This is a genomic window from Mesorhizobium sp. M3A.F.Ca.ET.175.01.1.1 (genome assembly GCF_004791945.1).
Classification (GTDB): domain Bacteria; phylum Pseudomonadota; class Alphaproteobacteria; order Rhizobiales; family Rhizobiaceae; genus Mesorhizobium.
Map to the genome: position 1 here is coordinate 6,639 of NZ_SRTP01000025.1, position 25,049 is coordinate 31,687.

The window sequence follows — 25,049 nt, forward strand, 5'->3', positions numbered from 1 at the left end:
CGACGGCATCCAAATGGAGCCGTCACGGGTGGTGAATGTGCGCATCATCCTAAATTCTTCATTGAAGCGAGTTCTCTCTTGGCAACATCCAACTCGGCATAAACGGCTTGGGTTTTCTCGGCGACTTCCTGTATGTCGGCCCACTTGCCCGGCAGACCCTCGACAAGGTCCTGCAATGCCATCTTGGCAATAGCTGCACGCAACTGGAGCTTTCGGACTTTCTTCCTCATCTTATCTAGGTCTGACATAGATCCTTCCTGGAACAATGGTTTTGTTGATGCGCTCCATCTCGGGCTAGGCTTCAATGGCTGCAGTCGCATCGTCGACCAGTTTCGTACCGGCCTCAGCAAGTTTGCGGAAAGTCTCGAAGCCGAACCGGTGGACGTCTCGACAGAACGCCCAACCGCTGGAAGCCCGCAGGGGCTTCATTCCAATTATTGGCGACGTCGACACGCCGGAGCGCTCCTCGATCGCAAGCGCTACGGCGGTGTAAAACATGTCGAGCCTCCACAGCGCGTCAGGATCGAGGATCGCCGCCAAAGGGTACCGCACGTTGCTGTTGCTTGGTGATGATGAACTCGGCCAGCAGCTCGGCATCCGAATGGCCTTCCCATAAGCCGAAGGAATCCTGAGTACGAATGAGCCGCAGGAGGCATTTGACGAACGGGGAAGCAAGGGCTTCTTCGTCATTGTTGACAGCAGGGCCAACCGGAGGAATTTCGTTGTTCGTCATTTCAGTCTTCGTCTTCGAGGTACGATTTCCTTTTCCTGCGATGCCCACTCCGGGTCCGCTTGCGTGGCCGACGAATGGCTTGGGCGGGCCAACCCCAAGAGTGCCCCGTGGCCGACCTCGACATGTCCACGAGTGCGAGACCTGCGGCGCGAATTCGCGGCGCACATCGTCTGCGCCGCGATCCGACCGGTGGTCAACGCAATTGAAATCCAACCTGCCGCAAGCCGCCGCCCTGCTGCATCGACATACTTGCTGCGAAGAGAGCTTCGATGGGCGGATTGGCCAGTGTTCAATTCCAATTGTCAGTCCCTTCGCGATTCTTGCTCAGGAAGTGACTGCGTTTTGAGTTTCGGGTGCCTTCTTTTGCGGAGCCACACAAAGATCCGCGTGACAGGCAGGCTCACCCGTGTAGTTGGCCAGTGCTTCGAGCAATGGGGTAAGATAGTACTGTTTGGTGTGGTCCGGAATTGGCCCCAGCCGGTCCACCGATTTCAGTGCCACCTCGATCAACTCGATTGCGCGATCTTTGTTGCCGCTCTCGTAATAATACTGAGCTACCGGGAGGTACCGGCGGTATTTAAACGGGCCATCGCCGTTCGGGGGATTGAGTGCCAGTATCTGTTCCGAGAGCTCGTTGCCCATCGCAAAGCGCTCCGCGCGCGGAAGATGGGAATTGTCCATCGTGGGATCGAAGAGTTGGTTGAGGGCCAAGGCCATCCACGACACCGCGTCGGACGTTTTGTCGATCGCGTCCTCGACCAATTCTCGCATGACCGGCATGCCGGTCTTGATGTCGCGCAGCTTGTGAAGCAGAAGATCCGCATGAATCTGCCGAAAATCAAAAGAGTCTGGCATCAAGGCGAGGCCTTCTTCGATGGCCAAGAGCGCCGCCGTCCAATTCTCGGCCTGCATCGCCGGCTCAAGTTTGGCGTATATCGGCCCGGTAAGCGACATTTCGCGCGCTGCAAGTTGGTTATGCGCGATGCGCTTTGCATCGGCGGCTTTCGCTTCATAGCTGCTGCGCCAGCTGCCGTTAAGGACTTTCGGCAAAACGTCATCGAGTTCCGCCGGGTGGCCGATAAAAGCGATGTGGCCGTCGCGGTCGACCACGAACGAGGTGGGAATCCCAATCGAAGAGCTGGGATCCATCCAGAGCTTGTTCATTTCGCCAATGTAATCGAACCCGATACGATAATTCAGATTCGGGAACTTCTCGGTCAGCCAGGCATCCACGTTGGTCCGCGCCTCGTCTGCGGTAGGACCCTGTTCGCAGGCGGCAACTCCGACCGCCTCAAATCCGCTGCCTTCATATTTCTCCTGCAGTTCGATCAAATGGGGCATGGCGTCGACACATGGTCCGCACCAAGTCGCCCAAAACTCAACGAGGTAGACCTTGCCGGGCCGAAAGTTCGTGAGGGGCTCGCCACGCAGCCAGTTCTCCACTTTGATCGCAGGAGCCGGGGACCCCATACGCAGTTCCATCTTGGTGTCCAAAGTCATTCCACACCTTTCGTCTCTTTTGTCGCGGAATATTTTCCCGTCAAAATCGGACACGGTCTCGAGGGCATCGCTCCCTCTGGCTTGCTTCAGCGAAGCTCTCACCGTGTTGCCGCACATCAAGCTGCAACGGAGGTGCCAATTCCCTCAGCTCCGGTAAGCGGCGGGAAATGCTTTGAAATTCTCCACGAGGCTAAATGCGGCCGATTGTCGTGAACCCGACATGTCTTCTGCCGCTGTCGGGTTTCGCCCTATCTCTTGAGAGCTTGGACGGCTCGCCTGTGATTAGACTGGCCTCGGTCCTCGAGCAGTGGCAGTTTGGCGCCAGTTCGAAAGCGCGAACTCGCCGGCTTGGTCCTCGTGCCGCCACCGCCGCGTGTGGATTCTTGCCCCGGAGTCAAAATTCGCCTCGCGGTTGCCAACGGCGGCATGCGCTCAATGCGCGTGGCGTTGAGCCCCGACAGCACGTAATGGTACCAATTAGTGGATGCCCGTCGCTGCCTCCACTTCTCCAGCCAAGCGCTCGAACGACGCTACCTACCCACGTTCGAGCGCGACCGCGGAATCGCAGACTGCCGAACGTCAGCCGTTGCGAAAGGTGTAGCCGTACCCGTTGATCGCCGGCGCGCCGCCTAGATGTGCGTAGAGGACCCTCGATCCCTGTGGAAAGAAGCCCCTCTGGACGAGGTCGATCATCCCTTGCATCGATTTGCCCTCGTAAACGGGGTCCGTAATCATGCCCTCGAGCCGCGCGCACAAACGGATTGCCTCTTTGGTTTCCTCCGATGGAACGCCATAACCCGGGTACGCGTAGTCCATGAACAACACCACGTCTGCCTCGACAATTTCCGCTCCGAGGTGGACGAGCTTCGCTGTATTTTGGGCGATGCCGAGCACCTGCGCCTTGGTCTTGGCGGGCATGGCGGAGGCATCGATACCGATCACGTTGCGCTGTCGACCATCCTTGGCGAACCCGACGAGCATGCCGCCGTGGGTTGAACCAGTCACCGTACAGACGACGATATAGTCGAAGGCAAACCCAAGCTGCTCTTCCTGGGCACGCACCTCCTCAGCGAACCCCACATAGCCCAGGCCGCCGTATTTGTGGACAGAGGCGCCGGCAGGTATCGCATATGGCCTGCCGCCCCTTGCCTTGACTTCATAAAGTGCCTTTTCCCAGCTGCGGCGGATGCCGATGTCAAAGCCCTCGTCAACCAGGCGCACCTCTGCCCCCATGATGCGGCTCAAGAGGATATTGCCGACCCGGTCGTAGACAGCATCATCATGTGGGACCCAGCTCTCCTGGACCAGGAGGCATTTCATGCCGATCTTGGCGGCGACCGCAGCGACCATGCGCGTATGGTTGGACTGCACGCCACCGATTGTGACGAGCGTATCGGCATCTGACGCGATCGCGTCGGGCACAATGTATTCGAGCTTGCGCAGCTTGTTTCCGCCGAACGCGAGACCGGAGTTGCAGTCCTCGCGTTTGACGTAGATTTCCACCTTGTCGCCCAGATGCTTGCCGAGGCGGTCGAGCCTCTCGATCGGCGTGGGTCCAAAGGTGAGCGGATAACGTTCGAATTTTTCCAGCATGCTATCTCCAGCAAAAAAGTACCTGAACCGGCTACGCACCGGTCAGCCCAGGGGTATGGTCGCGTGTTAGCCGAACACAGATTCCCTATACGATCAGCTCAGTCATCAGAGGGTGACCAAAATTGGTGTGGGTCTGAGCACTGATCCTGTCATCCGCGCATCAAAGCAGCAGCACATGCTGGGCATTCGACCAAGCCGGGACACAGCTGAAAATTGCATTCCGCAGTTGATCAGAGTCAGACGACTGGTACCCGAGCTTTCCTGTAACCATCGGCATGCTGGCCCCTGTGGCGAGTTCCACGAGCGCGGCTAGAGGACTGCCAGATCAGAAAGAGCACGCGGCCGAAGGAGCCGGCCTGAAGCAGCAGCGAACAGGCCAGCGTCGTGACGACTGCCACACGGAGCGAATCCAAAGCGAAGTAAACCATCGACGCATTGCTGCACAGGACCAGCCCCACGAGCCGACAAAAAGATGAAGTGCACGCCGCTCCCCTGGTTTTCGCCAGATCATGTTGCGAGCTCGTCGGCCGCAACATGCGTCTGGCAGTTCTTGGGGCAGACGCGGCCGCAGGCTCCGCAGCCGATGCAGCGGCCGGCATCATCGACAACCATGATCATGCGATTGAGCTTGCCGTCGAAATCGTCGTCCTCGTCATCGCAGGGGCCGAGGATTTCACCCGCATCATCAACGCCGTGAAGATGCATGACATCGCGCGAGCAGACCTTGAAACAACGGCAGCAGCCGATGCAGGTTTGCTATCGATGGAGGTCAGGTACGGCGGCATCCAAATGGAGCCGTCACGGGTGGTGAATGTGCGCATCATCCTAAATTCTTCATTGAAGCGAGTTCTCTCTTGGCAACATCCAACTCGGCATAAACGGCTTGGGTTTTCTCGGCGACTTCCTGTATGTCGGCCCACTTGCCCGGCAGACCCTCGACGAGGTCCTGCAATGCCATCTTGGCAATAGCTGCACGCAACTGGAGCTTTCAGACTTTTTTCCTCATCCTATCTAGGTCTGACATAGATCCTTTCTGGAACAATGGTTTCTTGATGCGCTCCATCTCGGGCTAGGCTTCAATGGCTGCAGTCGCATCGTCGACCAGTTTCGTACCGGCCTCAGCAAGTTTGCGGAAAGTCTCGAAGCCGAACCGGTGGACGTCTCGACAGAACGCCCAACCGCCGGAAGCCCCCACGGGTTTCATTTCTATTGTCGGCGACGTCGACACGCCGGAGCGCTCCTCGATCGCAAGCGCTACGGCGGTGTAAAACATGTCGAGCCTCCACAGCGCGTCAGGATCGGGATCGCCGCCAAAGGGTACCGCACGTTGCTGTTGCTTGGTGATGATGAACTCGGCCAGCAGCTCGGCATCCGAATGGCCTTCCCATAAGCCGAAGGAATCCTGAGTACGAATGAGCCGCAGGAGGCATTTGACGAACGGGGAAGCAAGGGCCTCGCCGTCCCCGTGGACAGCAGGGCCAACCGGTTCATGAGGAATTTCGCTTTTCCCCAATTTCAGTACTCCTCTTGAAGGACGATCTCTTTTTCTGCGATGTGTGGTTCGGGCGCTTGCGTGGGCGGGGAATGGCTTGGGCGAGCCGATCCCACGCAACAGTGTCCCGTGGCCGACCTCGAGCACGTCCACCAATGCGAGACCTTTCACCGCGGCGCGAACGCCTGCGCCGCGGTTCGACCCGAGGTAAACGCAATGGAAATTCCACCTGCCGCAAGCCGCGCACTTTTGCGGCATCGACGTTATTGCTGCGAAGTGCGCCTGGGCGGGCGGATTTGCCGGTGTTCAATTCCAATTGTCATGCCCTTCGCGATCCTTGCTCAGGAAGTGACAGCGTTTTGAGTTTCGGAAGTCTTGTTTTGCGGAGCCACACAGAGACCCGCGTGACAGGCAGGCTCACCCGTGTAGTTGGCCAGGGCTTGGAGCAACGAGGTGAGGTAGCGCTGTTTGGTTTGGTCCGGCACTGGCTCCGAATGGTCCAGCGATTTGATTGCCACCTCGATCAACTCGATCGCCCGGTCCTTGTTGCCGCTCTCGTAATAATACTGAGCGACCGGAAAGTAACACCCGAATTTAAAGTCTCCATCGCCTTGCGGAGGATTAAGTTCCAGGATCTGTTCGGAGAGCTCCTTGCCCATCGCAAAGCGATCATCATGCGGAAGATGGGAGTTGTCGATCGTGGGATGGAAGAGTTGGTTCAGCGCCATCACCACCCAAGACATCGCTTCGAACTTTTTGTTGATCGCGTCCTCGACCAATTCGCGCATAAGCGGCAAGCCGGTTTTGATGTCGCGCAGCTTGTGAAGCAGAATATCCGCATGAACCCGCCGAAAATCAAAAGAGTCTGGCATCACGGCGAGGCCTTCTTCGATGGCCAATAGTGCCGCTGCCCAATCCTCGTCCTGCATCGCCGGCCCAAGTTTGGCGTATATCGGCTGACTCAGCGACGATTCGCGCACACGCGAGATTCGCTTTGCATCGACGGCTTTCGCTTCATAGCTGCTGCGCCAGCTGCCGTTAAGGACTTTCGGCAAAACGTCATCGAGAGGTGCCGGGTGGCCGATATAAGCGATGTGGCCGTCGCGGTCGACCACGAACGAGGTGGGAATCCCGAACGAAGAGCTGGGTTCCAGCCAGAGCTTTTTCATTTCGCCAGTGCAATCGAACGCTGTCCGATAATTCAGATTCGGGAACTTCTCGGTCAGCCAGGCATCCACGTTGGTCCGCGCTTCGTCCGCGGTTGCAGCCTTTTCGCAAGCTGCGACTCCGATAATCTCAAATCCGCTGTCTTTATATTTCTCCTGCAGTTCGATCAAATGGGGCATGGCGTGGACACATGGTCGGCACCAAGTCGCCCAAAATTCAACGAGGTAGACCTTGCCGGGCCGAAGGCTCGTGAGGGGCTCGCCACGCAGCCAGTTCTCCACTTTCAGCGCAGGAGCCGGGGACCCCATACGCAGTTCCATCTTGGTGTCCAAAGTCATTCCACACCTTTCGTCTCTTTTGTCGCGGAATATTTTCCAGTCAAAATCGGACACGGTCTCGAGGGCATTGCTCCCTCTCGCTTGCTTCAGCGGAGCTCTCACCGTGTTGCCGCACATCAAGCACGGCAAAGGGCATGCCAACCCTTCTTAGCTTCGGCAAGCGCCGGTACCGCCTTGAATAAGCGAGCCCTAACACGGCCAGCTGACGTTAACCTGAATGTCGGCTTTCGACGGCTCACCTTAGCGGCTGCCGTTTAGGAAGGTGAGAGTTTGGCTGGCCCGCTGGCGATAAGACCGGCTTCGGCGTCCTGGAGTAGTCGCACTTCGGCGATGGGGTCGAAAGTGCGGGAGAGGCTCGGTACCCTTGCAGCCACCGCCGCATGTGGCCCGGCGTCATAATTCGCGTCGCGGTTGCCAACGGCGGCGTTGGGCTCGATCCACGTGGCGTTGAGCCCGACAGCACGTAAAGCTGCATCGTGATTGAATGCCCTTTGCTGTTTCACGCCAAGCAGGAGTCGCGCGACGCTACCTTGCTCAAGCGCGAGCAGAGCGATCTGACGCCGTAGGAATATTGCTCGTCCCGCTTTTGCCGCCAGAGGCGGAAATCTTTCCTGAATGCCACCGCCGATCATCAATATCGACGAATCATATCCCGCTGCCCATTTGTTCGACTCCGAGGTCGGGCCAGCACTCCGTCAAGGGACGGTTGATGAACCCTAGATGCTCGGGATTGGCGCATGGCGCGCGCCGCAGAAGGCTGTCAAGGATGCGGCGCGCTCGCCAGGCCAGCAGCCCAAAGTTCGGATCAGCCAGCCCGCGCTGTCCAAGGCAGGCGTTCTGAACGAAAAGGCGTCGGTCTCGCGGTCCGTCCCAGTACACCGAAAAATCCTCGCCGATGGCGAGCTCATTGCCGATCTGTTCGAGGCGATCTGCGATCGGTTCTAGGAAACCCGGCAGCGGTTTCTCGTACCCGGTGGCCAGGATGACGATATCGGCGGTTACTTCTCCGATGTTGTCCAAGCCGCGTTGCAGCGTGAGCCTGTGCCCTGCTCCGGCATTGATGCAGCGCGACACGTTGCAACTTGGCCGCAATGTGATCTCGCATTGGTGTGGCTCGAGAAAGGCGTGGTGGTAGAGCGCCTGATAGACCGCGCGCAACTTGCTTTCTGAAATGCCCTCGGAGGCAAGCGCGAAACGCCGCAGGAACAGCTGTCGATGCACCTCGCTCATCGCAGCAAAACGATCCGAGAAGCATGGCGTGAACAGCCCGTTTGTGAACGCGTGGTCGTCGAAAGGCATCTCGCGCGTCAAGACCCATGTGATCGCCGCGGGCCGCCGTTCTTTCGGCCGGCCGACAAGGTGCAGTAGCAGCTCGGCTCCCGACTGTCCGCCGCCAACAACGCAGACATGCTTTTTTTGCACCTCAGGATTGATGTGGGCCAACTCAGATGAGTGGAACAGGTTGGGTCCAGTCCAGCCATGAAACTGAGGCGGAATTTGCGCCTGCTTGCCTATGTCGATGACGAGGTTTCTTGCATCAAGGACCGCGTTGTCCGTCCGCACGCGAAACTCGCCGTCAAAGCGGATTTCGCGAACGGCCTCGCCGCCACGGACAAGCGGATTCTTCTGGAACGCCCAGTTGAGATATTGGGCGAACTCGGCTCTAAGCACCCCGTGAAATTGCGCATTGAGGAAATTGTAAAGACGCCCGTTCTCGTGGAGGTAGTTTACGAATGTGTAGGCTGATCGCGGATTGACCAGAGTAACCAGATCCTGGAAGTGGCCGACCTGGAGCTCCGCGCAATCGAAAGCGCTGCCTGGATGTCCTCGGAAATCGACCTCCCGGTCCAGGAACAGTGCCCCTTGCGCAATCTCTTCCTGTATCTGACACGCAAGGCTCAAATTAGATGGTCCAGCACCCACACCAATACAAAAGAGGTCCACTTATCCTTACTCCTCTAGGAGTGTTTTCCAACTCAGCGGCATGTTGACGTCGATTGCCGGGCATTGAGCAATGCGAACCTCACAGGCATGCTTGAGCCGCGGTCCCGACTGAGAGGACAGCAAAAGCGTGTGCCGCCTTCCAGGTCTTGGGCTCAATGTCGGCGGCATCGACAGCGGCGCGGCGTGATCCGAACCCAAGAGCAGAAGGAAAGTGTGTGATGCTGTCGCGCGGCTCTTCCGGATCTTACGGCGGCTTCTAGCGCCGGCCTCCACCCCAGGAGTGGCTGTTTCCCTGCCACGACGGAAGCGGCTCTTTCTTTCGAGGGGCGTAACCATGGATAACGGCTCTTAATGCTTTCGGAGACTCCCATGCATGCGGCGTGCCGGATAAAGACCTGTCAAACCAACGAGTTCGCGCAGTTCCAGCTCGTCTGGAATCCGACATTGTCGCACGCCCGACGATCGGGCAGGGGAAGCTCCGCGGCAGCGGCCCTTGCACACCGCAGGCTGACAGGGACAGCCGCCGATTTGACGCGCGTCCGGGTACTGATAAGGGGCCTTCCAACAGGGTTCGCGCACGAGGCGGGGTCTCCTGGTACACCCGCCCTGTGGCTTGGCTGCGGTCTGCTGCAGCCGTTCGTCTTTACTGCCCGTTGCGGACGATCTCGCACGAGTTGGTTCACGAGAGCGTCGTGAAGCAGTCGAGGCGTCCGGTTTGGCTCTGACAAGCGTCGCAAGATGTTCGCGGATCCAGCCATGTCTCCGCAATCCGACCGGTAACCGACGACGACTTCGGACTGGTTGGCGGTCCTACGACCTGATCGGTGTTCCTACGGAGCTGATCAGCGAGCCAAAAACAGCGGCAATGTGGTCTTCCCAAAGCTCCAGCTCGGCGGACCGCCGAAAATCCGCTCACGCAGCCCACGGCTGCCATAAGCACCCATAACCATCATGTCAGCACAGATGTCGTTCGCGTGCTGGGTCAGCACTGTGCCCGCCGATTTGCCGGCGCTCTTAAGCAGGTCAACGGAGACCCGAGCACCGTGCCGAGTAAGATAGGCAGCGATGTCAGCTCCAGACTGCGCGCCTTTCCCGTTGTTTTGCGCCTTTGGATCGACCATAGCGACACAGACTTCCTTGGCAGCGGATAGGATACTAAGAGCTTCCCGAACCGCACGCGAGGCCTCTACACGCGAATCCCAGCCGACCAGCACGCGTCGAGGCGACAGCGTCGCCTTAACGCCCTTCGGCACGATGAGCACCGGCTTTCCGCTATCGAACAAGCAGCCGTTGACAACAGGAGGTCCGAGAGTCTCATCGTTGAGGAGGTCTCCTCCAACGATCGTCAGGTCAGCGCAGAGCGCCCGCTGTCGTGCCACTTCACCGAGGCTAGCCGGATCGCAATAGTCGGTGTCAACGTCACAGGAAAGCGACATAGCTTTCAGCCTTTTGAGGATATCCGCGGACCGTCTTTCCATTCTGGTCACGTCCTGTGAAAATTTCTCGATTTGCTGAAATCGATAGTTCGGTACTGCAATTGCCTGTGCACGTCCTGTATTCCATTCGGGGGGCGGAGACAACATCAAGAGCAATGGAGGCGGTATAATGAGTACCGATAGGTGCGCGCCGACCTCGGCACACAGTCCGGCAGCTGTTGTGAGGTCCTCATCAGAATGATCAGCACCCGTCACACTGAATATGCTTTTAAATTCCATTTGCCTGCTTCTCCTGGTCTTCGTTAGGAGCGCCTCAAAGCGGCAACACCGCTCTCAGGAGGAAGAGAGAGCGGCACCACGTTCGATCACCGATTTCAGTCGTCCGGCTTCTCGAGCGAGTAGCCGGCCGACCTGACGGTGCGAATGACGCTGCCGGGCAAGGCCGTTTTCAGCGCCCTCCTGATTCGGCTGATATGGACATCGACGGTGCGTGCACCGACATGAATGTTGGGCAGCCAGGCCGCCCCGATAAGCTCGTCCCGGCTGAAGACCTTGCCGGGGGCCTCAATCATAAGCCGCAGCACGTTGAAATCGATCCGTCCGAGATGGATGTCGTGGCCATTACCGCGAACCCGATGGGCATCGAGCTTCATCTCCAGGCCTCCACAACAAATCCAACTGTCGTTTTCAACCCCGTTCGGACCACGCTTGGTCAGCCCGAGCCTCGCCCGCAGGCAGTCGAGCAGCTTGGCCGGAGCCACCGGCCGCACAAAGCTCTCAACGCCTGCCTTCAAGAGATCGAGGTGCTGGTGCTCGGCGCCAGGCGCGATCAGGGCGATGATAGGCAGGTCGGTGGTGCGCGGTTCCCGCTTGAGGTGGGCGCAAATTGCGGACCCGTTTATGCTGGCTGGGTCGCAATCCAGCACTACGGCCTGAAGCTCCCGTTGTTCGGCCAAGGCCAGCGCAGCCTTCGCGCCGTCTGCCGTCTCACTGCTGAAACCGTCAACCTCCAGTATGTGGCTGTAGAGCAGATAGAACTCGGCATCTTGCGAGCAGATCAGGACCAGCGGCTTCTTCATCGGCGATACCCCAACAACCTGGTCGGCCTCGAGTCCCTGGATCGAGGGGACTGGCCAACATAGTTTCTCGGGTCCGTCATGATGGCCTTTCTCGAAAATCGCGCCCATCATGCCAGCGCCACGTGGGGAAAGGTTTCGATGACTGAAATCGCATCGTCGACCAGCTTCGTACCGGCCGTGGCGAGCTTCAGGAGCGTCTCGAAGCCAAACCGGTGGACATCGCGCAGCGTTTTGGACAAAACGACCAGCCGTCCGGTCGTGAAAAGCACCCGACCAAAACCCTCATGGCTCACCTGGATCATCGGCGATGCCATAAGGCCGCAGCGCTCCTCGATCGCAAGCCCGATGGCGGCGTAGTACTTGTCGAGCCTCCACAGCACGTCGGGATCGGGATCTCCGATGATTGGGATCCCTCGGCGCTGTTCCTTGGTAATGATGAAGTCGCCCAGCAGCTCAGCGTCCGCTTTGCGTTCCCACGAGCCATAGGAATCCTGAGAACGGATCAGCCGCACGAGGCATTTGACGAACGGGGTGCAAAGAGCCGCCTCGTCTTCGGCGACAGCTGGGGGGATTGCGGGGTCAGGCATTGGCGTCCTCCTCTTTTCAGTCCTCGTCCTCGAAGGACGGTTTCTTTTCGGCAATGCCCGCTCGCGCCAGCACCTTGCGCAGCCAAGGCGGAGGACACGTCCTGAGCATCATCTGCGTGCGCAAGAGCACCTGTGGGATCGATTGGGGCTCCGCCACTTTGATCGGGTGGATTTTTGCCGCGACAAGCTTGGCTGCCGAAGGGCCGCCAATTGCCAGACAAAACAGGATCTGACAGCCCTTGAGCGCATCCACCTTTGGCGTGATGCGATCATCGCGCTCGGCCCGATGCTCCCCGCTTTCATCGGACACGTCATCGAAGGCCACGGCTTCTACGAGATTCCATTCCTCGCGCGTCACGTCGTAGACAGCAAAGCGCCTGGCCGACCCGAAATGGGCGTTGAGGTCCTGCATGTCCTGAGTGGCGATCGCAACGCGCAATGCGCCCTTACGTCGTTCAGGCATCGGGGCGAAAACCTCACTACTGACCAGCGAGAGGCGGCGAACAGCGTTCATCGTGATATTTCTCGATTACGGAGTGGATCAAGCGCCTCAGGAGTGGGCGCGTGTTGGTTGGCCTGGAAGATGCTGGCGACCTCGAAGATCATGTCGCGGGTGCCCTGATAGAGAATTGCGAGCTTGTGCTGGCTGCCTAGTCGATCGAAGACCGGGAACCCGATGCGCATGAGCGGAATTCGGAGCCGCTCCGATGCTTGGCGCCCGTGCGAATGCGTGACAAGCAGGTCAGCACCGACGGCAAGACTTTCCAGATCGCCGAGATCGCCGATCTGAACCGAAACCGCCGGGACTTTCTCGAGAATTTTAGACCTGTCGGTCGTTGTGACGGCCGCGGCTATCTCGGAGCCGAGGCCAGCAAAGAAGGTCGCAAGTTGGAACAGCTGGTCTGGTTCGGCAGCGATGGCAATTTTCTTGCCGCCGAAATGGAAATGTCCGTCGAGCATCGCGTCCTGCAATTGCGCCCGGCGCCGGCGCACGCGGGCCGGTACCGCCGCGCCCGAAATCGCAGACAGCAGCGACACGAAGCGGTCCGTGTCCTGCAGCCCAGTCAGTGACTGGAACAACACGTAAGGCACGCCGGTCAACCCGTGCAGCGCTTTCGCCGGGCGGCGCATGTGCTCACCGATGGCGATGCATTGCATGGCCGTGCCCAACTCGCGAATGTCTTCGACGCTGGTGCCGCCGTATGTGGTCGCTACCCAGCGGTCAGGAACCGTACCGTCGAGCGAGCCTGAAATGTCGGGCAGAATAACCGGCTTGAGCCCAAAGCTTTCAACCATGTCCCGCATATGCTCGATGTCGGCGATAGAGAGGTTGCATCCGGGCAGGATTGCGATCTTCTTCGGGTGCCGCGCCCGTTCGCCCGAGCGCGTAATCCCTTCGATCATTGCGGTGACTGCCTTGGCCCAGCCCTCTTCGATCGCGCCGTCAAAATCCGGCGTGTTGGCCAGCACGACCTCCGTACCCGCAAGCTGTTGCGTGTGCTTCCGCATGATGTTGGCAATATCACCCGCGCAATCTTCGCCACGCGTCTCCACCAGCGCGGTCGTGCACACCCCGATCAGCGTTGGCTTCGTGCGGTTCTTGAGGTTGAGGATCGCCTCTTCCAGATGGTCGGCTGCGCCGAGGATGGTCGCCACCTCATCCATCGCCGTAGTCTGCAAGGGAATCGCTTCTTTGAAGTGCCGCACGAAGAGAACGAGCGCAAAGCTTGTGCAGCCTTGGCTGCCGTGGAACAGCGGCATCGCACCGTCGACGCCAAGAAAGGCAAAGGCGGCACCCAGCGGCTGCGACGACTTCAGCGGGTTGACTGCCGCCGATTTGCTCTGGGGAAGGATGCGGGCCATCGGTCGCCTCAACACTCGTGTGCCGTCGCGCAGGCGAATTCATCAAACAGGTACGCGGTCTCGTTCCTCGTGCACGGCAATTCGCCTATCAGCTCAGGCTGGCAATCCCACGGGGCCGGCTGGCGCACCTGAGACCAGATCGGATTGTGAATGGCGAGGTCGATCTGGCGTACGAGTTCCACCATGCCGTCATAGCCGGCATAAGGATGCTGGCGCTCCTGGTTGATATCGAGCCAGGGCGTCTTGGCCTTGAGCGCAATGAATTGCGTGCGACCGCCCGACAGCATGATATCGGCCCTGTGTTCAGAGAGCATGGCGTACAGCTCGCTCGCAGCCATGGATTCGAACATGTGCTTGTCGTGCTTGAGAACTTGTTTGATGCGCTCCTTGTCCTGCACCGTAGATTTCTTGATCGAGGTGCCGACGATCTCGATTCCGATCTCCATCAGCGCATGGACAACCGACCAGGACTTCACACCGCCTGTGTTGAGCAGCACGCGCTTGCCTTGGAGCCTTTGCCGGTAGGATTCGAGTTTCTTCCACGCGATCGCCTCCTGCTGCGCGATCAGCGTCTCTGTGCGCTCGAGGATCTCCGGATCGGCGCCCTTCCTCACCAGCAGCCTGACAAGGTTTCGAAGAGCTTGCGATGTGTCGGAGATGCCATAGAAGGAGCCCTCGAAGAACGGGATGTCCCAGCGCTCCTCCATCTTGCGGGCAAGACTGATCAGCGCGGTCGAGCACACCATCATTGCCGCCCGGGCGCGGTGCGCGGAAGCAATGTCGCGGTAACGCGCATCGCCGGGAATGCAGGCGCGCACCCGGATCCCGAGCCGATCGAGGAGCGGCTTTACAAGCCAGAATTCGCCCGAGAGGTTGAATTCGCCAAGGATGTTGATGTCGTAGGGTCCGGGGTCGTCGGGTTCGACCGTGCCGATGACATGATCGAGCAACGCCTCGGCGGCGAGCTTATTGCCGAGGTTCTTGGAGCCTGCCAGGCCAGGCGCATTGATCGGCACCACGGCCAAACCGAACTTTTCCGTGGCGCGTTTGCACACGGCCTCGATGTCGTCACCGATCAGCGCCGTTACGCAAGTCGAGTAGACGAAGATCGCCGGCGGCGCGTATGTGTGCTTGATCTCGCGGATCGCCTTGAAGAGTTTCCGCTCGCCCTGCCCCATCACAAGGTCGAGTTCGGTGAGGTCGGTCGTGAAGCTTGTCCGCCACAAGGTCGGCCCTGACGAAACCGCACCACGGTTGTCCCAAGAATTGCCCTCGCAGGCGAGCGGCGCATGGACCAGATGCGCAACGTCGGTGATCGGCTGCAGGACGATCTTGGCTCCGTCAAAGGCGCAGCCGCCGGCTGCCGCCCCTGGTGTCAGCGACTTCGAGCAGCCCTCCTTGCGCGCCTTGGCATCTTTGCCACGGTTCTTATCGCAGGCGGGCTCATCGAAGGCGTCCTTGATTTTGGCGCTGAGGGAGGACATTGCTCAGCCTCCCCAGTCCATTGGGCAAGGAATGGCCTCGGCGAAAAGCCGGCCACGGCTCTTAGCGCGTGAGGTCATAGGAATAATCCGTCACACCCGTCTCGCTCGTCTCGCGATCGAGTTTGTCGAAGATCTTGTCGAGGATCGTCGTCAGCACGCGCAACGCTCCCTGGTAGCCAAAGAGCGCAAAGCGGTGATGATGGTGCCGATCGAAGATCGGAAACATCAGCCGGATCAGCGGTGTTCCGGTGTCGCGCTCCAGGTACTTGCCGTAGGAATTGCCGATCAAAAGGTCCACCGGCTCGGTAAAGAGCAGTGAGCGCAGCGCCCACAGGTCCTTGCCCGCCCAAACCTGGGCAGCCTTGCCGAAAGGCGAGGATGCTAGCAGCTTCTTCAAATCGGCTTCCCATGCCGAGGTGCCATTGGTGGCGAGGCAATGGGTTGGCTCGCCGCCGGTCTCCATGACAAAGCGGGCCATTGCGTGAACGAAGTCGGGATCACCGTAGATGGCGTATTTCTTACCATGCAACCAGGATTGGCTGTCCGCCATGGCGTCTACCAGTCGGCCGCGCTCGAGGCGAATTGCCTCGGGAATCTCCTTGCCGGAAATCGCCGCGACCTCCATCAGGAATTCGTCCGTCGCCTGAACGCCGAGCGGATAGTGGAACGAGGCCGTCGCCTGCCCGACCTCCTCGCAATAGCCCAGTGTCTTTCGGGTGTTGTGATGCTGCAGCGAAAGCGTTGCCTCGGCGTTGAGGGCCTTCTTCACCTCGTTGATCTTCGTGCCCCCGTCATACATGCGGTATTCACCGTCCGAAGGCGTATCGAACTGGTCAGAGGCATCCTGGATCAATGTATAGGACACGCCCATTACATCGAGCAGGCGCTTGAGCTCCCGGTTGTTGCCGACGCAGAAGCCGTCGAAGCCCGGAATGATGTTGATGGTTCCTTCGATTTGCGTACGCTCCTGACCTTTCCAGAAGTGCTCCAAAATGCCTTTGACCATGTTGTCATAGCCGTCGACATGACTGCCAACGAAGGCCGGGGTGTGGGCAAAGGGCACGTCGAAGTCGCGCGGGACTGAATCTTCGTCCTTGGCGTTCTGGATGAAGCTGTGCAGGTCGTCGCCAATGACCTCTGCCATACAGGTCGTCGACACGGCAATCATCTTGGGGTCGTAGAGCTGGTAGGTGTTGGCGAGCCCGTCGACCATGTTCTTCAGGCCGCCAAACACCGCCGCATCCTCGGTCATTGAGGAGGAGACCGCCGCGGCAGGCTCCTTGAAATGGCGCGACAGGTGCGAGCGGTAATAGGCGACGCAACCTTGGCTGCCGTGGACGAAGGACATGGTTCGCTCGAAGCCGGCGGCAGCGAATACCGCACCCAGCGGCTGGCAGGCCTTGGCCGGGTTCACGACAAGCGCTTTGCGGGCGAGGTTCTTTTCGCGGTATTCCCACGTCTGGGTGAAATCGCGCTGATCGGAAATGATTTCATCGGGGTGCGGACATTCGAAGTTTAGCTTCTTCTCAGCGAGCATCTTTCTGTATTCCGGCTCGCGGAACAGGGGAGCGTGATCGAGAATTTTTTCAGCCGACTGCGGCATGATGATTACCTCTTTTGCATCTGGCTGCGCGGGACGGCAGCTCAGGACGTCAAGACGTTCCAGGCTCCGGCGGATCAGAGGCCGCGGGAGTTCACCGTCTCAGTGGGAGACTGGGGCTGAAGCAAATGTTTATTCGGCAGCCATCGCCCGCTCATCGCCCCGGCTTCTTTTCCAAGGCGCGTGGAATAGGTCCCAGACCGGGTTGTTAATGGCGAGATCCACATCACGTGCGAAAATGGCAAAGCCATCGTAGCCGTGATACGGGCCTGAATAATCCCAGGAATGCATCTGGCGGAACGGTATGCCCATCTTCTGCACCGGGTATTTTTCTTTGATTCCCGAGCCGACCAGATTTGGGCGAATCCCTTCGATGAATTTCTCCAACTCATAGCCGGTCACGTCATCGTAGATCAGCGTGCCGTTCTTCACGTAGTGGCCGGTGCGCTGATAGTCGTCGCTGTGGGCGAATTCATAGCCGGTGCCCACGATGACCATGCCGAGGTCCTCGTAGGCCGTGACGACGTGGCGGGGGCGCAGGCCGCCCACATAGAGCATCACGGTATTTCCTTCCAGGCGCGACAGGTACTTGGCGATGACCGCATCAACAAGCGGCCTGTACTTGGCAATGACCTTTTCGGTCTTCTCCTCGATTTCCGGCCCAAAATGCTTGGCTATGTTGCGCAGAGAGGCTTCGATCTGGGAGGGACCGAAGAAATTGTACTCCATCCAGGCGACGCCATACTTTTCCTCCATATGCCGACAGATGTAATTCATCGACCGGTAGCAGTGGATAAGATTGAGCTTAGCCTTCGGGGCGCGCTCGATCTCTGCGAGTGTGGCGTCACCCGACCAGTTGCCAACCACGCGCAGCCCTATCTCCTCAAGCAGTATGCGCGAGGCCCAGGCATCGCCGCCGATATTGTAGTCGCCGATGACGTTGACGTCGTAGGGGCCGGCCTCGAACTTGACATCCTTTTTGTCGAAGACCCAATCCCGGATTGCATCATTGGCGATGTGGTGGCCAAGCGACTGCGAGACGCCGCGGAAGCCCTCGCAGCGTACCGGCACGATCGTCTTGTCATACTCCTTGGTCTTTTTGCGAGAAACGGCCTCGGTGTCATCGCCAATCAGGCCGATAGGGCATTCGGACTGCACGGTGATGCCGTTGTTGAGCGGAAACAAGACTTCAATCTCGTCAATGATCTGTTCCAGCTTCTTGTCGCCGCCGAAGACGATGTCCTTCTCCTGGAAATCGGAGGTGAACTGCATTGTCCCGAACGTGTCGACGCCCGTTGTACCGACGTAGTAGTTGCGGCGCTGCGACCAAGAATATTGGCCGCAGCCGACCGGGCCGTGCGAGATATGGACCATATCCTTGACTGGCCCCCACACCACGCCTTTCGAACCAGCATATGCACAGCCGCGAATCGTCATCACCCCGGGAATGGACTTGATGTTCGATTTGACGTCGCATTCGGAAAGGACCTCGCTTTCCCCGCCAGCCTCGTTGCCGCTCTTTGCGACGTTGAGGTGCTTCTTGCGGCGCTTCGCCGCCTTGTCGGGATAATGCGACAGCACCTCTTCGATAAGCTTCGCATGAAGAGCACCGTCATTCTCGTATTCCCGGCTCATGAGTCCCCCTTTCAAGGTTGGGTGACGCCTCAAAGAATAGGCGCCGTTCTCTGCAAGGCGCGCCGATTCATGGCAGCGCTAATGTCACTACTGGGCCGCCGCCTTCGCCGCTTCCTTGGAGTGAAGCTCGGCAAGCATCTGCTCGTCGGTCTTCATGATGCCGAAGTCGAGCAGCATCTCCTCCAGCTCCTCCATGGTGATCGGCGTCGGGATCGTACCCTGGCCCGAATTGGCGTGGATCTTCTCGGCCAGAGCGCGGTATTCCCCTGCCTGCTTTGAGTCCGGCGCGTACTGGATCACCGACATCTTCCTGAGTTCGGCATGTTGGACGATGTTGTCGCGGGGCACGAAGTGGATGAGCTTGGAATTCAATCGGCCAGCCAGTGCTTCGGCCAGATCGAGTTCGCGGTCGGTTTGACGTTCATTGCAGATCAGCCCGCCCAGCCGCACACCGCCCGAATGGGCATATTTGAGGATGCCCTTGGCGATGTTGTTGGCGGCATAGAGCGCCATCATCTCGCCGGACATGACGATATAGATCTCCTGGGCCTTGCCTTCGCGGATCGGCATGGCGAAGCCGCCGCATACCACGTCGCCGAGGACGTCATAGGAGACATAATCGACATCGTCATAAGCGCCATTCTCCTCGAGGAAATTGATCGAGGTGATGACGCCGCGGCCGGCGCAACCGACACCCGGCTCGGGGCCGCCGGACTCCACGCACTTGATGCCTCTGTAGCCCACCTTGAGCACGTCCTGGAGTTCGAGGTCTTCCACCGAACCTTCCTGTGCGGCGAGATCCAGGACGGTATCCTGAGCTTTCGAATTCAGGATCAAGCGTGTGGAATCGGCTTTGGGGTCGCATCCTACGATGAGGATTCTCTGCCCGAGGTCGACAAGGGCAGCGAGCGTATTTTGGGACGTGGTGGACTTGCCGATGCCGCCTTTTCCGTAAAAGGCGATCTGACGCAGACCTGACATAATAGCTTTCCTTCCTTCGTTCTAATCATCGCGACTGCCCGCGACACAAGTGCCGATAGGCAGCTCGTGCCGCCTCACACCAAGCATCGCAAAAAGCGTACCAGCGTGATCGGCCGATCCCAGAAAAAACTTTGTCATTAAATTCCAGCCGCTTAGACGGCGGCAAAACGCGCGAACGGGCCTTTCAGGCGTCTGTCACGGACACGACAAAGCCGACACAGATTGTCGTGCGCCATCCAAACCGCCGTGTGTCGAGCTCGAAGCGGGAGAATGGGGAAGTTAGCCCAAAGCTGATGGCGAGACCATCGGAAGACATCGGCTCTTGTCTTTCCAGCCTGCCATTGATCGGGCGGTCGCTGGATGAGCAGGAGCCTGGGGCTTGACCGCGGCGCGGGTAGTTCAGGCAGGCTTACAGAGCGGGAACGCCGGCGGCCGATAGACATCCGCGCTTAACCTTTCATAGCCCGTCTACAAGTTGGTTCCGCCGACGCGCTATATGGAAGCCAAATAATTCAGTAGCTTAGCCGAGAGCATTGATTTTTTCAGAAAGATACGTGTTATACGCGTACGAACCGCCGAACCCATGGTCGGCGCCCTCATGCGCGTGAGACCCCGTTGTGGGCGAGGCTCGCGACTGGCTGCACGATCCTAGCCGGCCTGCTTGCCATTGAGTTTGGTCCCGCCGCGGTAGGCTGCGGCATCAAGGGCAACATCAGCTACAACACTGGCAAGAAGATTATCACGTTCTTGGACAGGAATCTTACTGGGAGACACGCATCAACAGGCGGGCGGGCGGGCTTCGAGAGGTTAGTGTCGCGGCAGCTTGCAGATCTGCCCACGGGGCCGCCACGATCGCAAAGTGTGTACAAAAGCGCCCTCTCTGCCGAACTGAACAGTGCTCACGGCCATAGCCTCGGATGAGCCCGACTGGCTTGACCTCTGCATGATGAGAGCAGCTTTTACACCAGGTGCGCAGCACATGTCTTTAACGAACGCATCGTCTTCAAGAATATAGAGAGCAATTCGGAAAACCGAGTAGTTGGCGGCGAAGCTAGGAGAAGGTATACACCACCCTCTTGTTACCCCAGAGTAGAACGTGCAGCTGCGGCAAGACGCGGGCTTCGAACCACCTGTCGCTGGTCACCTTTTCTACCAGCGATTCCATGCGCATCATATTCCGTCGGACTCGACAGAGACGTCTTCATTACCACGGCGGGGCGGCGTGTGATTGCCGGGTTGCAGACAAACCTCGCCGCGACGTCTTTGGGACGAGTGGTGTCGGCACCGAATCCCTATCATTTAGACTAGCCAGCTTGGGGAGCGCCGTCAGACCGCCAGACCGGAAGAGGAGGCTTCGCGCCAACTTGTGCCAAGAATGTTGGACCGTGCGGAACCGCTGGGGCGGCGCTCAACTCTGGCGCAGGATGAAGCGTCGATTGGGTGAATGAATAGGGCGCGCGTTCGACGGGTAGAGGGAGGCAAATCGCTGGATGTCTGCCGGATCAACGTCAACCGGTTCCATCGCCACCATCCACTCGACGTTTTCGGTGCACGGCGGCGTCGTCAGTGAGCCCTCATAAGTCCAATAGCCAAGCGAGGCTGGCAGAAGCCAGTTGGGATTCACCTCGTCGATCGTCACCTCCCCATTCGGCAGTTCGGGAAAGGCCGCAGCAAGGGCAGCAAAGCTGGCATTTGTCGCGCCGGGCGTTAAAAAGACGCCCAGCACGCCCAGAGTACCACTTTGCGTGTCCTTGTGAACGAAATGCACCTCCATCGGGAAGCTCTTGCCCGCCACGTGATGTTCGCTTGGCGCATGGAAATGGAACTGTACCAGTTCGTAGACACGATCGCTGCGGGTCAGCGTGCTGCCTTGTGGCATATTGATTTGAATGGTGTGGCCGTTGTTCACCATATTGCCGCCGCCCTTGTGCCAGCCGATGGCGATATGCGGGATATCCGCCTTGACCGCGCTGTTGATATTGATCGGCGATTGCTGCGTGCCGGCAGAGCATACGAAATTTTCCTTATCCAGATCAGCCCAGTGCTCCGGTCCGACCGGACCGGTGTACCCCCAATGGGCACTGGTCGCTTGGGCGGCTTGAACGCAAATCCGGCATGCGCCGAGCGCAACCAACCCTTTGATCAGGTGACGACGATACATATTACTTTTGCTCCTCTTGCGAACTGATGTTGGTGGCTGCCCTAATGGACGCGTGATGGCCAATCGGCGCGGCCAGTATTGTCCTTTGCAACTGATAGATGCCCGCATGCCTTGGCGTGCTTTCATAAGTGCGGCTGCCGTTTCTCGGCTGGCCGGCTTCTGCAGCCCGCAACGGGAGCAGTTTCAACCAGCTAAACGATAAAAAATTTGAGCAGACCAGCGCTTGACCCCCGCCGCAAAGGCACAGGCGAAGGTGATCACTGCGCGGCTGCCGTTCGCGCCGGAGGCCGCATCGCTATACTTTACACTCGCTGCCCAAGGAGACGCAGGCGACCCTAATACGTTTTCATCGCTACTCCCGACGCAGCCGACCCACGCCACGAAAACGTTGCTATATTTCACGTTGGGCCAGTGAGGAAATCGATCTTCTTTATGGAAGGCATTTGCGCAATGGATGCATTCCCATGCTGACAGTCGTGCGTCAGGCCGGACAATGAGATACATCGATAAGAGCTGGACAAGGATGAGGGGATGACGTGCTTGCGACGGAGCAGGTGGGGCGAGAAGGCCAGTTCTTGCGGATTTCAACTTTGCGTGACGACAGCTCATCGGAGTCAAGGTGACACACGCCGGCAGCGGGGTGTCCGGGCGGTTTCCAGCCGCACAATCGCGAGACCGCTGACGCGAACAAAGCTCGGCTGTACTCGGCACGCGAAGAGAGCCTGCCAAGCCGTTGGAGCCCGGCCTTCCGGTGCGACGCAAGCCGCAGACTAGACCGCCCTCTTGTTACCCCAAAGCAGAACGTGCAGCTGCGGCAACACGCGGGCTTCGAACCACCTGTCGCTAGTCACCCTTTCGACAAGCCATTCCATTCGCATCATTATTCCGTCCAAGTCGACAGAGGCGTCTTCACTGCCAGGGCGCGGCGGCGTGTGATTGCCGGGTTGCAGATAGATCGGAAGGTGCGGATATCTCGCCGCGACTTCTTTGGCGTAGGCATAGTCACTCTCGTCGAAAACGACGAGCTTGAGCACGATTTGCGGCTTCTCTTGCGCCGCTTCGAGGCATGCATCAAACGCAGCCCAACGGGTGGTCATCTCGCTGGACGGCGGCTTTGGGCTAAGGGTCAGCACGTCAAGATCCGCAAACCACTCCCTCACCACGGAACCCTGCGTTTCCAGTGCAAAACGATAGCCCTCGCGATGGCCGCGTTCTATGAGGGGACCGAACGGCTGAATGGCCGGGTTGCCGCCTGACAAGGAGACCATAACCGGCCTGCCGCCGGAAAGCGCATGGACGGTTTGCCACACGGCATCGATCGGCATCGGTAGCCATTCATGGCGATACTGATTGTCCACCGCGTGAAGGCTGTCGCACCATGAACAGCGATAATCACATCCGCCGGTTCTGATGAACACCGTCGGCAAGCCGATGAGCACGCCCTCGCCCTGGATAGTCGGCCCGAATATCTCGCTCACACGGATTGCGGGATGCATGTCGGTCACGGACGGTATTCCGCCCAAGTTTTCGGTGTTTCGCTAACGCGCACGGCCGCGGTCTGCGGCAGACGTGCCTTGCACCATTCATAGAAATGTCTGGCCAGGCATTCCGCCGTGACCTTCTCATGTCCCAGCACGTCGTTGAGGTGCCGATGGTCGAAGCTCTCGTCAATGTAGCGTTTGAGCGGCGCCAGATCGTGATAGTCGCGCACGAAGCCGTGGGCGTCCAGTTCCTTGGCCGACAGCTCCACTACGACGACATAGTTATGCCCGTGCAGGCGCGCGCATTGATGGTTGGGAGGCAAGGAGGTGAGCTGATGCGAGGCCGAGAAGTGGAATTCCTTGGTGATGTGGAACATTACGCGCGCCTCCTGCGCAGCGCCTCAAGCCAGAAATCGGCGTCCTCGTAGTCGGTGGGATCAGCGTGCCCGGCGAGATGGAACGCTTCGCGCCGCTCGACGCAGGTCCCGCATCGTCCGCAGTGACGCACGCCGCCCTTGTAACAGGACCAGGTCTCAGCAAACGGGGTGCCGTATCTTGCGCCATCCGCAACAATGTCAGCTTTTCCGAGATTCACATACGGTGCATAGAGGCGTATCTGCGCATAGCCGTCGAGCGCGCGGTCTTGCATTGTCTGGAAAGCTTCAATGAAGGCCGGACGGCAATCGGGATAGATGAAATGGTCCCCACCATGCACGGCCGCCGCCACCGCTTCGGCGCTGTGGGCGGCGGCGAGACCGAAGGCGATTGCCAACATGATGGCATTGCGGTTCGGCACCACCGTAATCTTCATCGTGTCTTCGGCGTAGTGGCCGTCCGGCACGTCGATACTGCTAGTCAGCGCTGAGCCGGAAAGGCCACGGCCAATTTCGCCGATGTCGATGATCTGGTGCGGGACCTTCAGTCGCTGCGCGCAAAGAGCGGCGAAGCCCAATTCCTTCCTGTGCCGTTGGCCATAGTCGAAAGATAGAAGGCCGGTGAGTTCGTGCTCCGCTGCCACCATGTGAGCAAGGGAAACGGAGTCCAATCCGCCAGAGCAGACGGCGAGAGTCTTCATCATTGGTATCCTTGTTTTGACCGGGTAAGGCTGCGACCGGAGATTTCTCTGCGCCCCCACTACTCCAGCGACTCAGTTTTGTGAACCGGGAGAATTTGCGCTCAGCCCGATTGGAACGGGAGTGCGTCGCGTCCAACACGCGTGATCAATAAAAGTTGAGCGCTTCAGCAGTTTGTTTCGCATCGCGCCAACTTTCGCAATCTGCTGTCGGATCGTCGACTTCGAGACAAGGTGATGTTCGGCCGACATCGGCTGACTCTTAATTAAGCCGCAGAACACATGTTGGCTTTCTGGCCTTCGCTTGTGCGGTTGGCACGACAATTGACATTCTAATTGTGGGGCGGCACACCCCGCCAGCCGAAAGTGGCAGTGAGCTCCTTCAGGCGCAGGTTGATGTGCTGATTATTCGGCGATTTTCCGATCTCGAACCAGAAAGCGAGGGCGACATGGATGCCAGCAAATTTGACATTGGCGACATCCGCCTGGAGAACCCTGCGCGGCGCGATTGAGGCCGCAGGCGAGCCTGCTCTACCTGCCGCCCTACAGTCCCGACTTCAATCCGATTGAGAACGCCTTCGCCCAACCTAAGGCGCTGCTGCGAGCAAAGGCCGACCATCAAGGCTCTATGGGACTGACGTTGCCCCAGCAGTTTTGAGTTCGTTTCCGGCGTGGGTTGTGCCCTGCTGGGCGGGTGAAGCGACGGGCGCTGGCGCGGAGCCTTTGGCATAGCGCAGCGCGAGCGACCGTCGCGGATTGAAGGTGCTGGCGAACTTGGCCGGGGTCTGCCAGGCGATTTGGGAGTGCGGCCGCGCGGTGTTGTAGTCGGCGTGCCACAGGGCGATGGCTACGCGCGCCTGAGCCAGCGAGGTGAACAGCGTCTCGTTGAGCAGTTCATCGCGC

General features: G+C 59.0%; 24 protein-coding genes and 4 pseudogenes. 2 read left to right on the forward strand and 26 right to left on the reverse strand.

The features are described from left to right. Positions 1–44: 44 nt before the first annotated feature. From EN818_RS29995 to queC, 25 genes and pseudogenes are all read right to left on the reverse strand, one after another. On the reverse strand, positions 45–248 hold the full coding sequence (locus EN818_RS29995; RefSeq protein ID WP_063169367.1) for a CCE_0567 family metalloprotein: 204 nt from the start codon (positions 246–248) through the stop codon (positions 45–47). A gap of 46 nt (positions 249–294) precedes the next feature. Then, positions 295–733: pseudogene (locus EN818_RS30000) on the reverse strand (DUF269 domain-containing protein). Positions 734–1,057: 324 nt separating this feature from the next. Then, positions 1,058–2,215 carry a TlpA disulfide reductase family protein gene (locus EN818_RS30005; protein WP_126080608.1) on the reverse strand — a complete coding sequence of 386 codons (1,158 nt, stop codon included), beginning with the start codon at positions 2,213–2,215 and terminating at the stop codon, positions 1,058–1,060. A 597-nt stretch (positions 2,216–2,812) separates the two neighbouring features. Then, complete coding sequence (locus EN818_RS30010; protein WP_024505903.1) at positions 2,813–3,826, reverse strand: 1-aminocyclopropane-1-carboxylate deaminase; 1,014 nt, start codon at positions 3,824–3,826, stop codon at positions 2,813–2,815. Positions 3,827–4,062: 236 nt separating this feature from the next. Beyond that, on the reverse strand, positions 4,063–4,428 hold the full coding sequence (locus EN818_RS34530) for an exopolysaccharide production repressor protein (protein WP_348627494.1): 366 nt from the start codon (positions 4,426–4,428) through the stop codon (positions 4,063–4,065). Continuing rightward, a pseudogene (gene fdxB / locus EN818_RS30020) lies at positions 4,334–4,650 on the reverse strand (ferredoxin III, nif-specific). The gene EN818_RS34530 and the pseudogene fdxB overlap by 95 nt, the downstream one beginning before the upstream one ends. Further along, the gene (locus EN818_RS30025) at positions 4,647–4,805 is read right to left on the reverse strand and encodes a CCE_0567 family metalloprotein (protein WP_224571204.1); all 159 of its coding nucleotides are present in this window, start codon (positions 4,803–4,805) and stop codon (positions 4,647–4,649) included. The pseudogene fdxB and the gene EN818_RS30025 overlap by 4 nt, the downstream one beginning before the upstream one ends. Before the next feature lie 90 nt (positions 4,806–4,895). Then, positions 4,896–5,339, reverse strand: coding sequence for a DUF269 domain-containing protein (locus tag EN818_RS30030; RefSeq protein ID WP_245458601.1), 444 nt, complete (start codon positions 5,337–5,339; stop codon positions 4,896–4,898). 320 nt (positions 5,340–5,659) lie between these two features. Next, a complete protein-coding gene (locus tag EN818_RS30035; RefSeq protein WP_245438181.1) occupies positions 5,660–6,823 on the reverse strand; it encodes a TlpA disulfide reductase family protein in 1,164 nt (387 codons plus the stop codon). Between the two features lie 254 nt (positions 6,824–7,077). Continuing rightward, entirely contained in the window at positions 7,078–7,455 is a 378-nt protein-coding gene (locus tag EN818_RS30040) for a hypothetical protein (protein ID WP_024505270.1), read from the reverse strand. Positions 7,456–7,468: 13 nt separating this feature from the next. Beyond that, positions 7,469–8,767 (reverse strand): SidA/IucD/PvdA family monooxygenase, encoded by a 1,299-nt coding sequence (locus tag EN818_RS30045; protein WP_063169368.1) that lies wholly within the window; start codon positions 8,765–8,767, stop codon positions 7,469–7,471. 842 nt (positions 8,768–9,609) lie between these two features. Further along, on the reverse strand, positions 9,610–10,482 hold the full coding sequence (locus EN818_RS30050) for a universal stress protein (RefSeq protein ID WP_126087041.1): 873 nt from the start codon (positions 10,480–10,482) through the stop codon (positions 9,610–9,612). Positions 10,483–10,577: 95 nt separating this feature from the next. Next, positions 10,578–11,393 carry a response regulator transcription factor gene (locus tag EN818_RS30055; protein ID WP_063169370.1) on the reverse strand — a complete coding sequence of 272 codons (816 nt, stop codon included), beginning with the start codon at positions 11,391–11,393 and terminating at the stop codon, positions 10,578–10,580. After that, positions 11,390–11,869: a NifX-associated nitrogen fixation protein gene (locus EN818_RS30060; protein ID WP_024505267.1), complete on the reverse strand. Its 480-nt coding sequence runs from the start codon at positions 11,867–11,869 to the stop codon at positions 11,390–11,392. Before EN818_RS30060 ends, EN818_RS30055 begins: the two co-directional genes overlap by 4 nt. Before the next feature lie 16 nt (positions 11,870–11,885). After that, the gene (gene nifX / locus EN818_RS30065; protein ID WP_063169371.1) at positions 11,886–12,383 is read right to left on the reverse strand and encodes a nitrogen fixation protein NifX; all 498 of its coding nucleotides are present in this window, start codon (positions 12,381–12,383) and stop codon (positions 11,886–11,888) included. After that, positions 12,380–13,732: a nitrogenase iron-molybdenum cofactor biosynthesis protein NifN gene (gene nifN, locus EN818_RS30070; RefSeq protein ID WP_126063827.1), complete on the reverse strand. Its 1,353-nt coding sequence runs from the start codon at positions 13,730–13,732 to the stop codon at positions 12,380–12,382. The genes nifX and nifN overlap by 4 nt, the downstream gene beginning before the upstream one ends. An 8-nt stretch (positions 13,733–13,740) precedes the next feature. Continuing rightward, positions 13,741–15,216, reverse strand: a complete 1,476-nt coding sequence (gene nifE, locus EN818_RS30075) for a nitrogenase iron-molybdenum cofactor biosynthesis protein NifE (protein WP_095489376.1) — start codon at positions 15,214–15,216, stop codon at positions 13,741–13,743. 61 nt (positions 15,217–15,277) lie between these two features. Next, positions 15,278–16,819, reverse strand: coding sequence for a nitrogenase molybdenum-iron protein subunit beta (gene nifK, locus EN818_RS30080; RefSeq protein WP_126063826.1), 1,542 nt, complete (start codon positions 16,817–16,819; stop codon positions 15,278–15,280). Positions 16,820–16,948: 129 nt separating this feature from the next. Then, the gene (gene nifD, locus EN818_RS30085; RefSeq protein ID WP_024505262.1) at positions 16,949–18,451 is read right to left on the reverse strand and encodes a nitrogenase molybdenum-iron protein alpha chain; all 1,503 of its coding nucleotides are present in this window, start codon (positions 18,449–18,451) and stop codon (positions 16,949–16,951) included. Between the two features lie 87 nt (positions 18,452–18,538). Beyond that, positions 18,539–19,432, reverse strand: coding sequence for a nitrogenase iron protein (gene nifH, locus EN818_RS30090; protein WP_024505261.1), 894 nt, complete (start codon positions 19,430–19,432; stop codon positions 18,539–18,541). A 1,051-nt stretch (positions 19,433–20,483) separates the two neighbouring features. Next, positions 20,484–20,680 (reverse strand): annotated as a pseudogene (locus EN818_RS34050) (7-carboxy-7-deazaguanine synthase QueE); the annotation flags it as partial. 160 nt (positions 20,681–20,840) lie between these two features. Next, positions 20,841–21,593 (reverse strand): carbonic anhydrase, encoded by a 753-nt coding sequence (locus EN818_RS30100; RefSeq protein WP_126063825.1) that lies wholly within the window; start codon positions 21,591–21,593, stop codon positions 20,841–20,843. Positions 21,594–22,363: 770 nt separating this feature from the next. Then, on the reverse strand, positions 22,364–23,089 hold the full coding sequence (gene queE / locus EN818_RS30105) for a 7-carboxy-7-deazaguanine synthase QueE (protein ID WP_164752747.1): 726 nt from the start codon (positions 23,087–23,089) through the stop codon (positions 22,364–22,366). Positions 23,090–23,094: 5 nt separating this feature from the next. After that, positions 23,095–23,451, reverse strand: a complete 357-nt coding sequence (gene queD / locus EN818_RS30110; RefSeq protein WP_126063824.1) for a 6-carboxytetrahydropterin synthase QueD — start codon at positions 23,449–23,451, stop codon at positions 23,095–23,097. Next, entirely contained in the window at positions 23,451–24,149 is a 699-nt protein-coding gene (gene queC / locus EN818_RS30115; protein ID WP_063170389.1) for a 7-cyano-7-deazaguanine synthase QueC, read from the reverse strand. The genes queD and queC overlap by 1 nt, the downstream gene beginning before the upstream one ends. A 335-nt stretch (positions 24,150–24,484) precedes the next feature. On the opposite strand from queC, the gene EN818_RS33305 reads away from it, so the two are divergent. Then, positions 24,485–24,658 (forward strand): hypothetical protein, encoded by a 174-nt coding sequence (locus EN818_RS33305; protein ID WP_167512160.1) that lies wholly within the window; start codon positions 24,485–24,487, stop codon positions 24,656–24,658. After that, positions 24,642–24,759: pseudogene (locus EN818_RS30120) on the forward strand (transposase); the annotation flags it as partial. The gene EN818_RS33305 and the pseudogene EN818_RS30120, both read left to right, overlap by 17 nt. 13 nt (positions 24,760–24,772) lie before the next feature. On the opposite strand, the gene EN818_RS30125 reads toward EN818_RS30120, so the two are convergent. Then, positions 24,773–25,049: integrase core domain-containing protein (locus tag EN818_RS30125; protein ID WP_135906565.1), on the reverse strand; the 277-nt coding region annotated here is incomplete at its 5' end.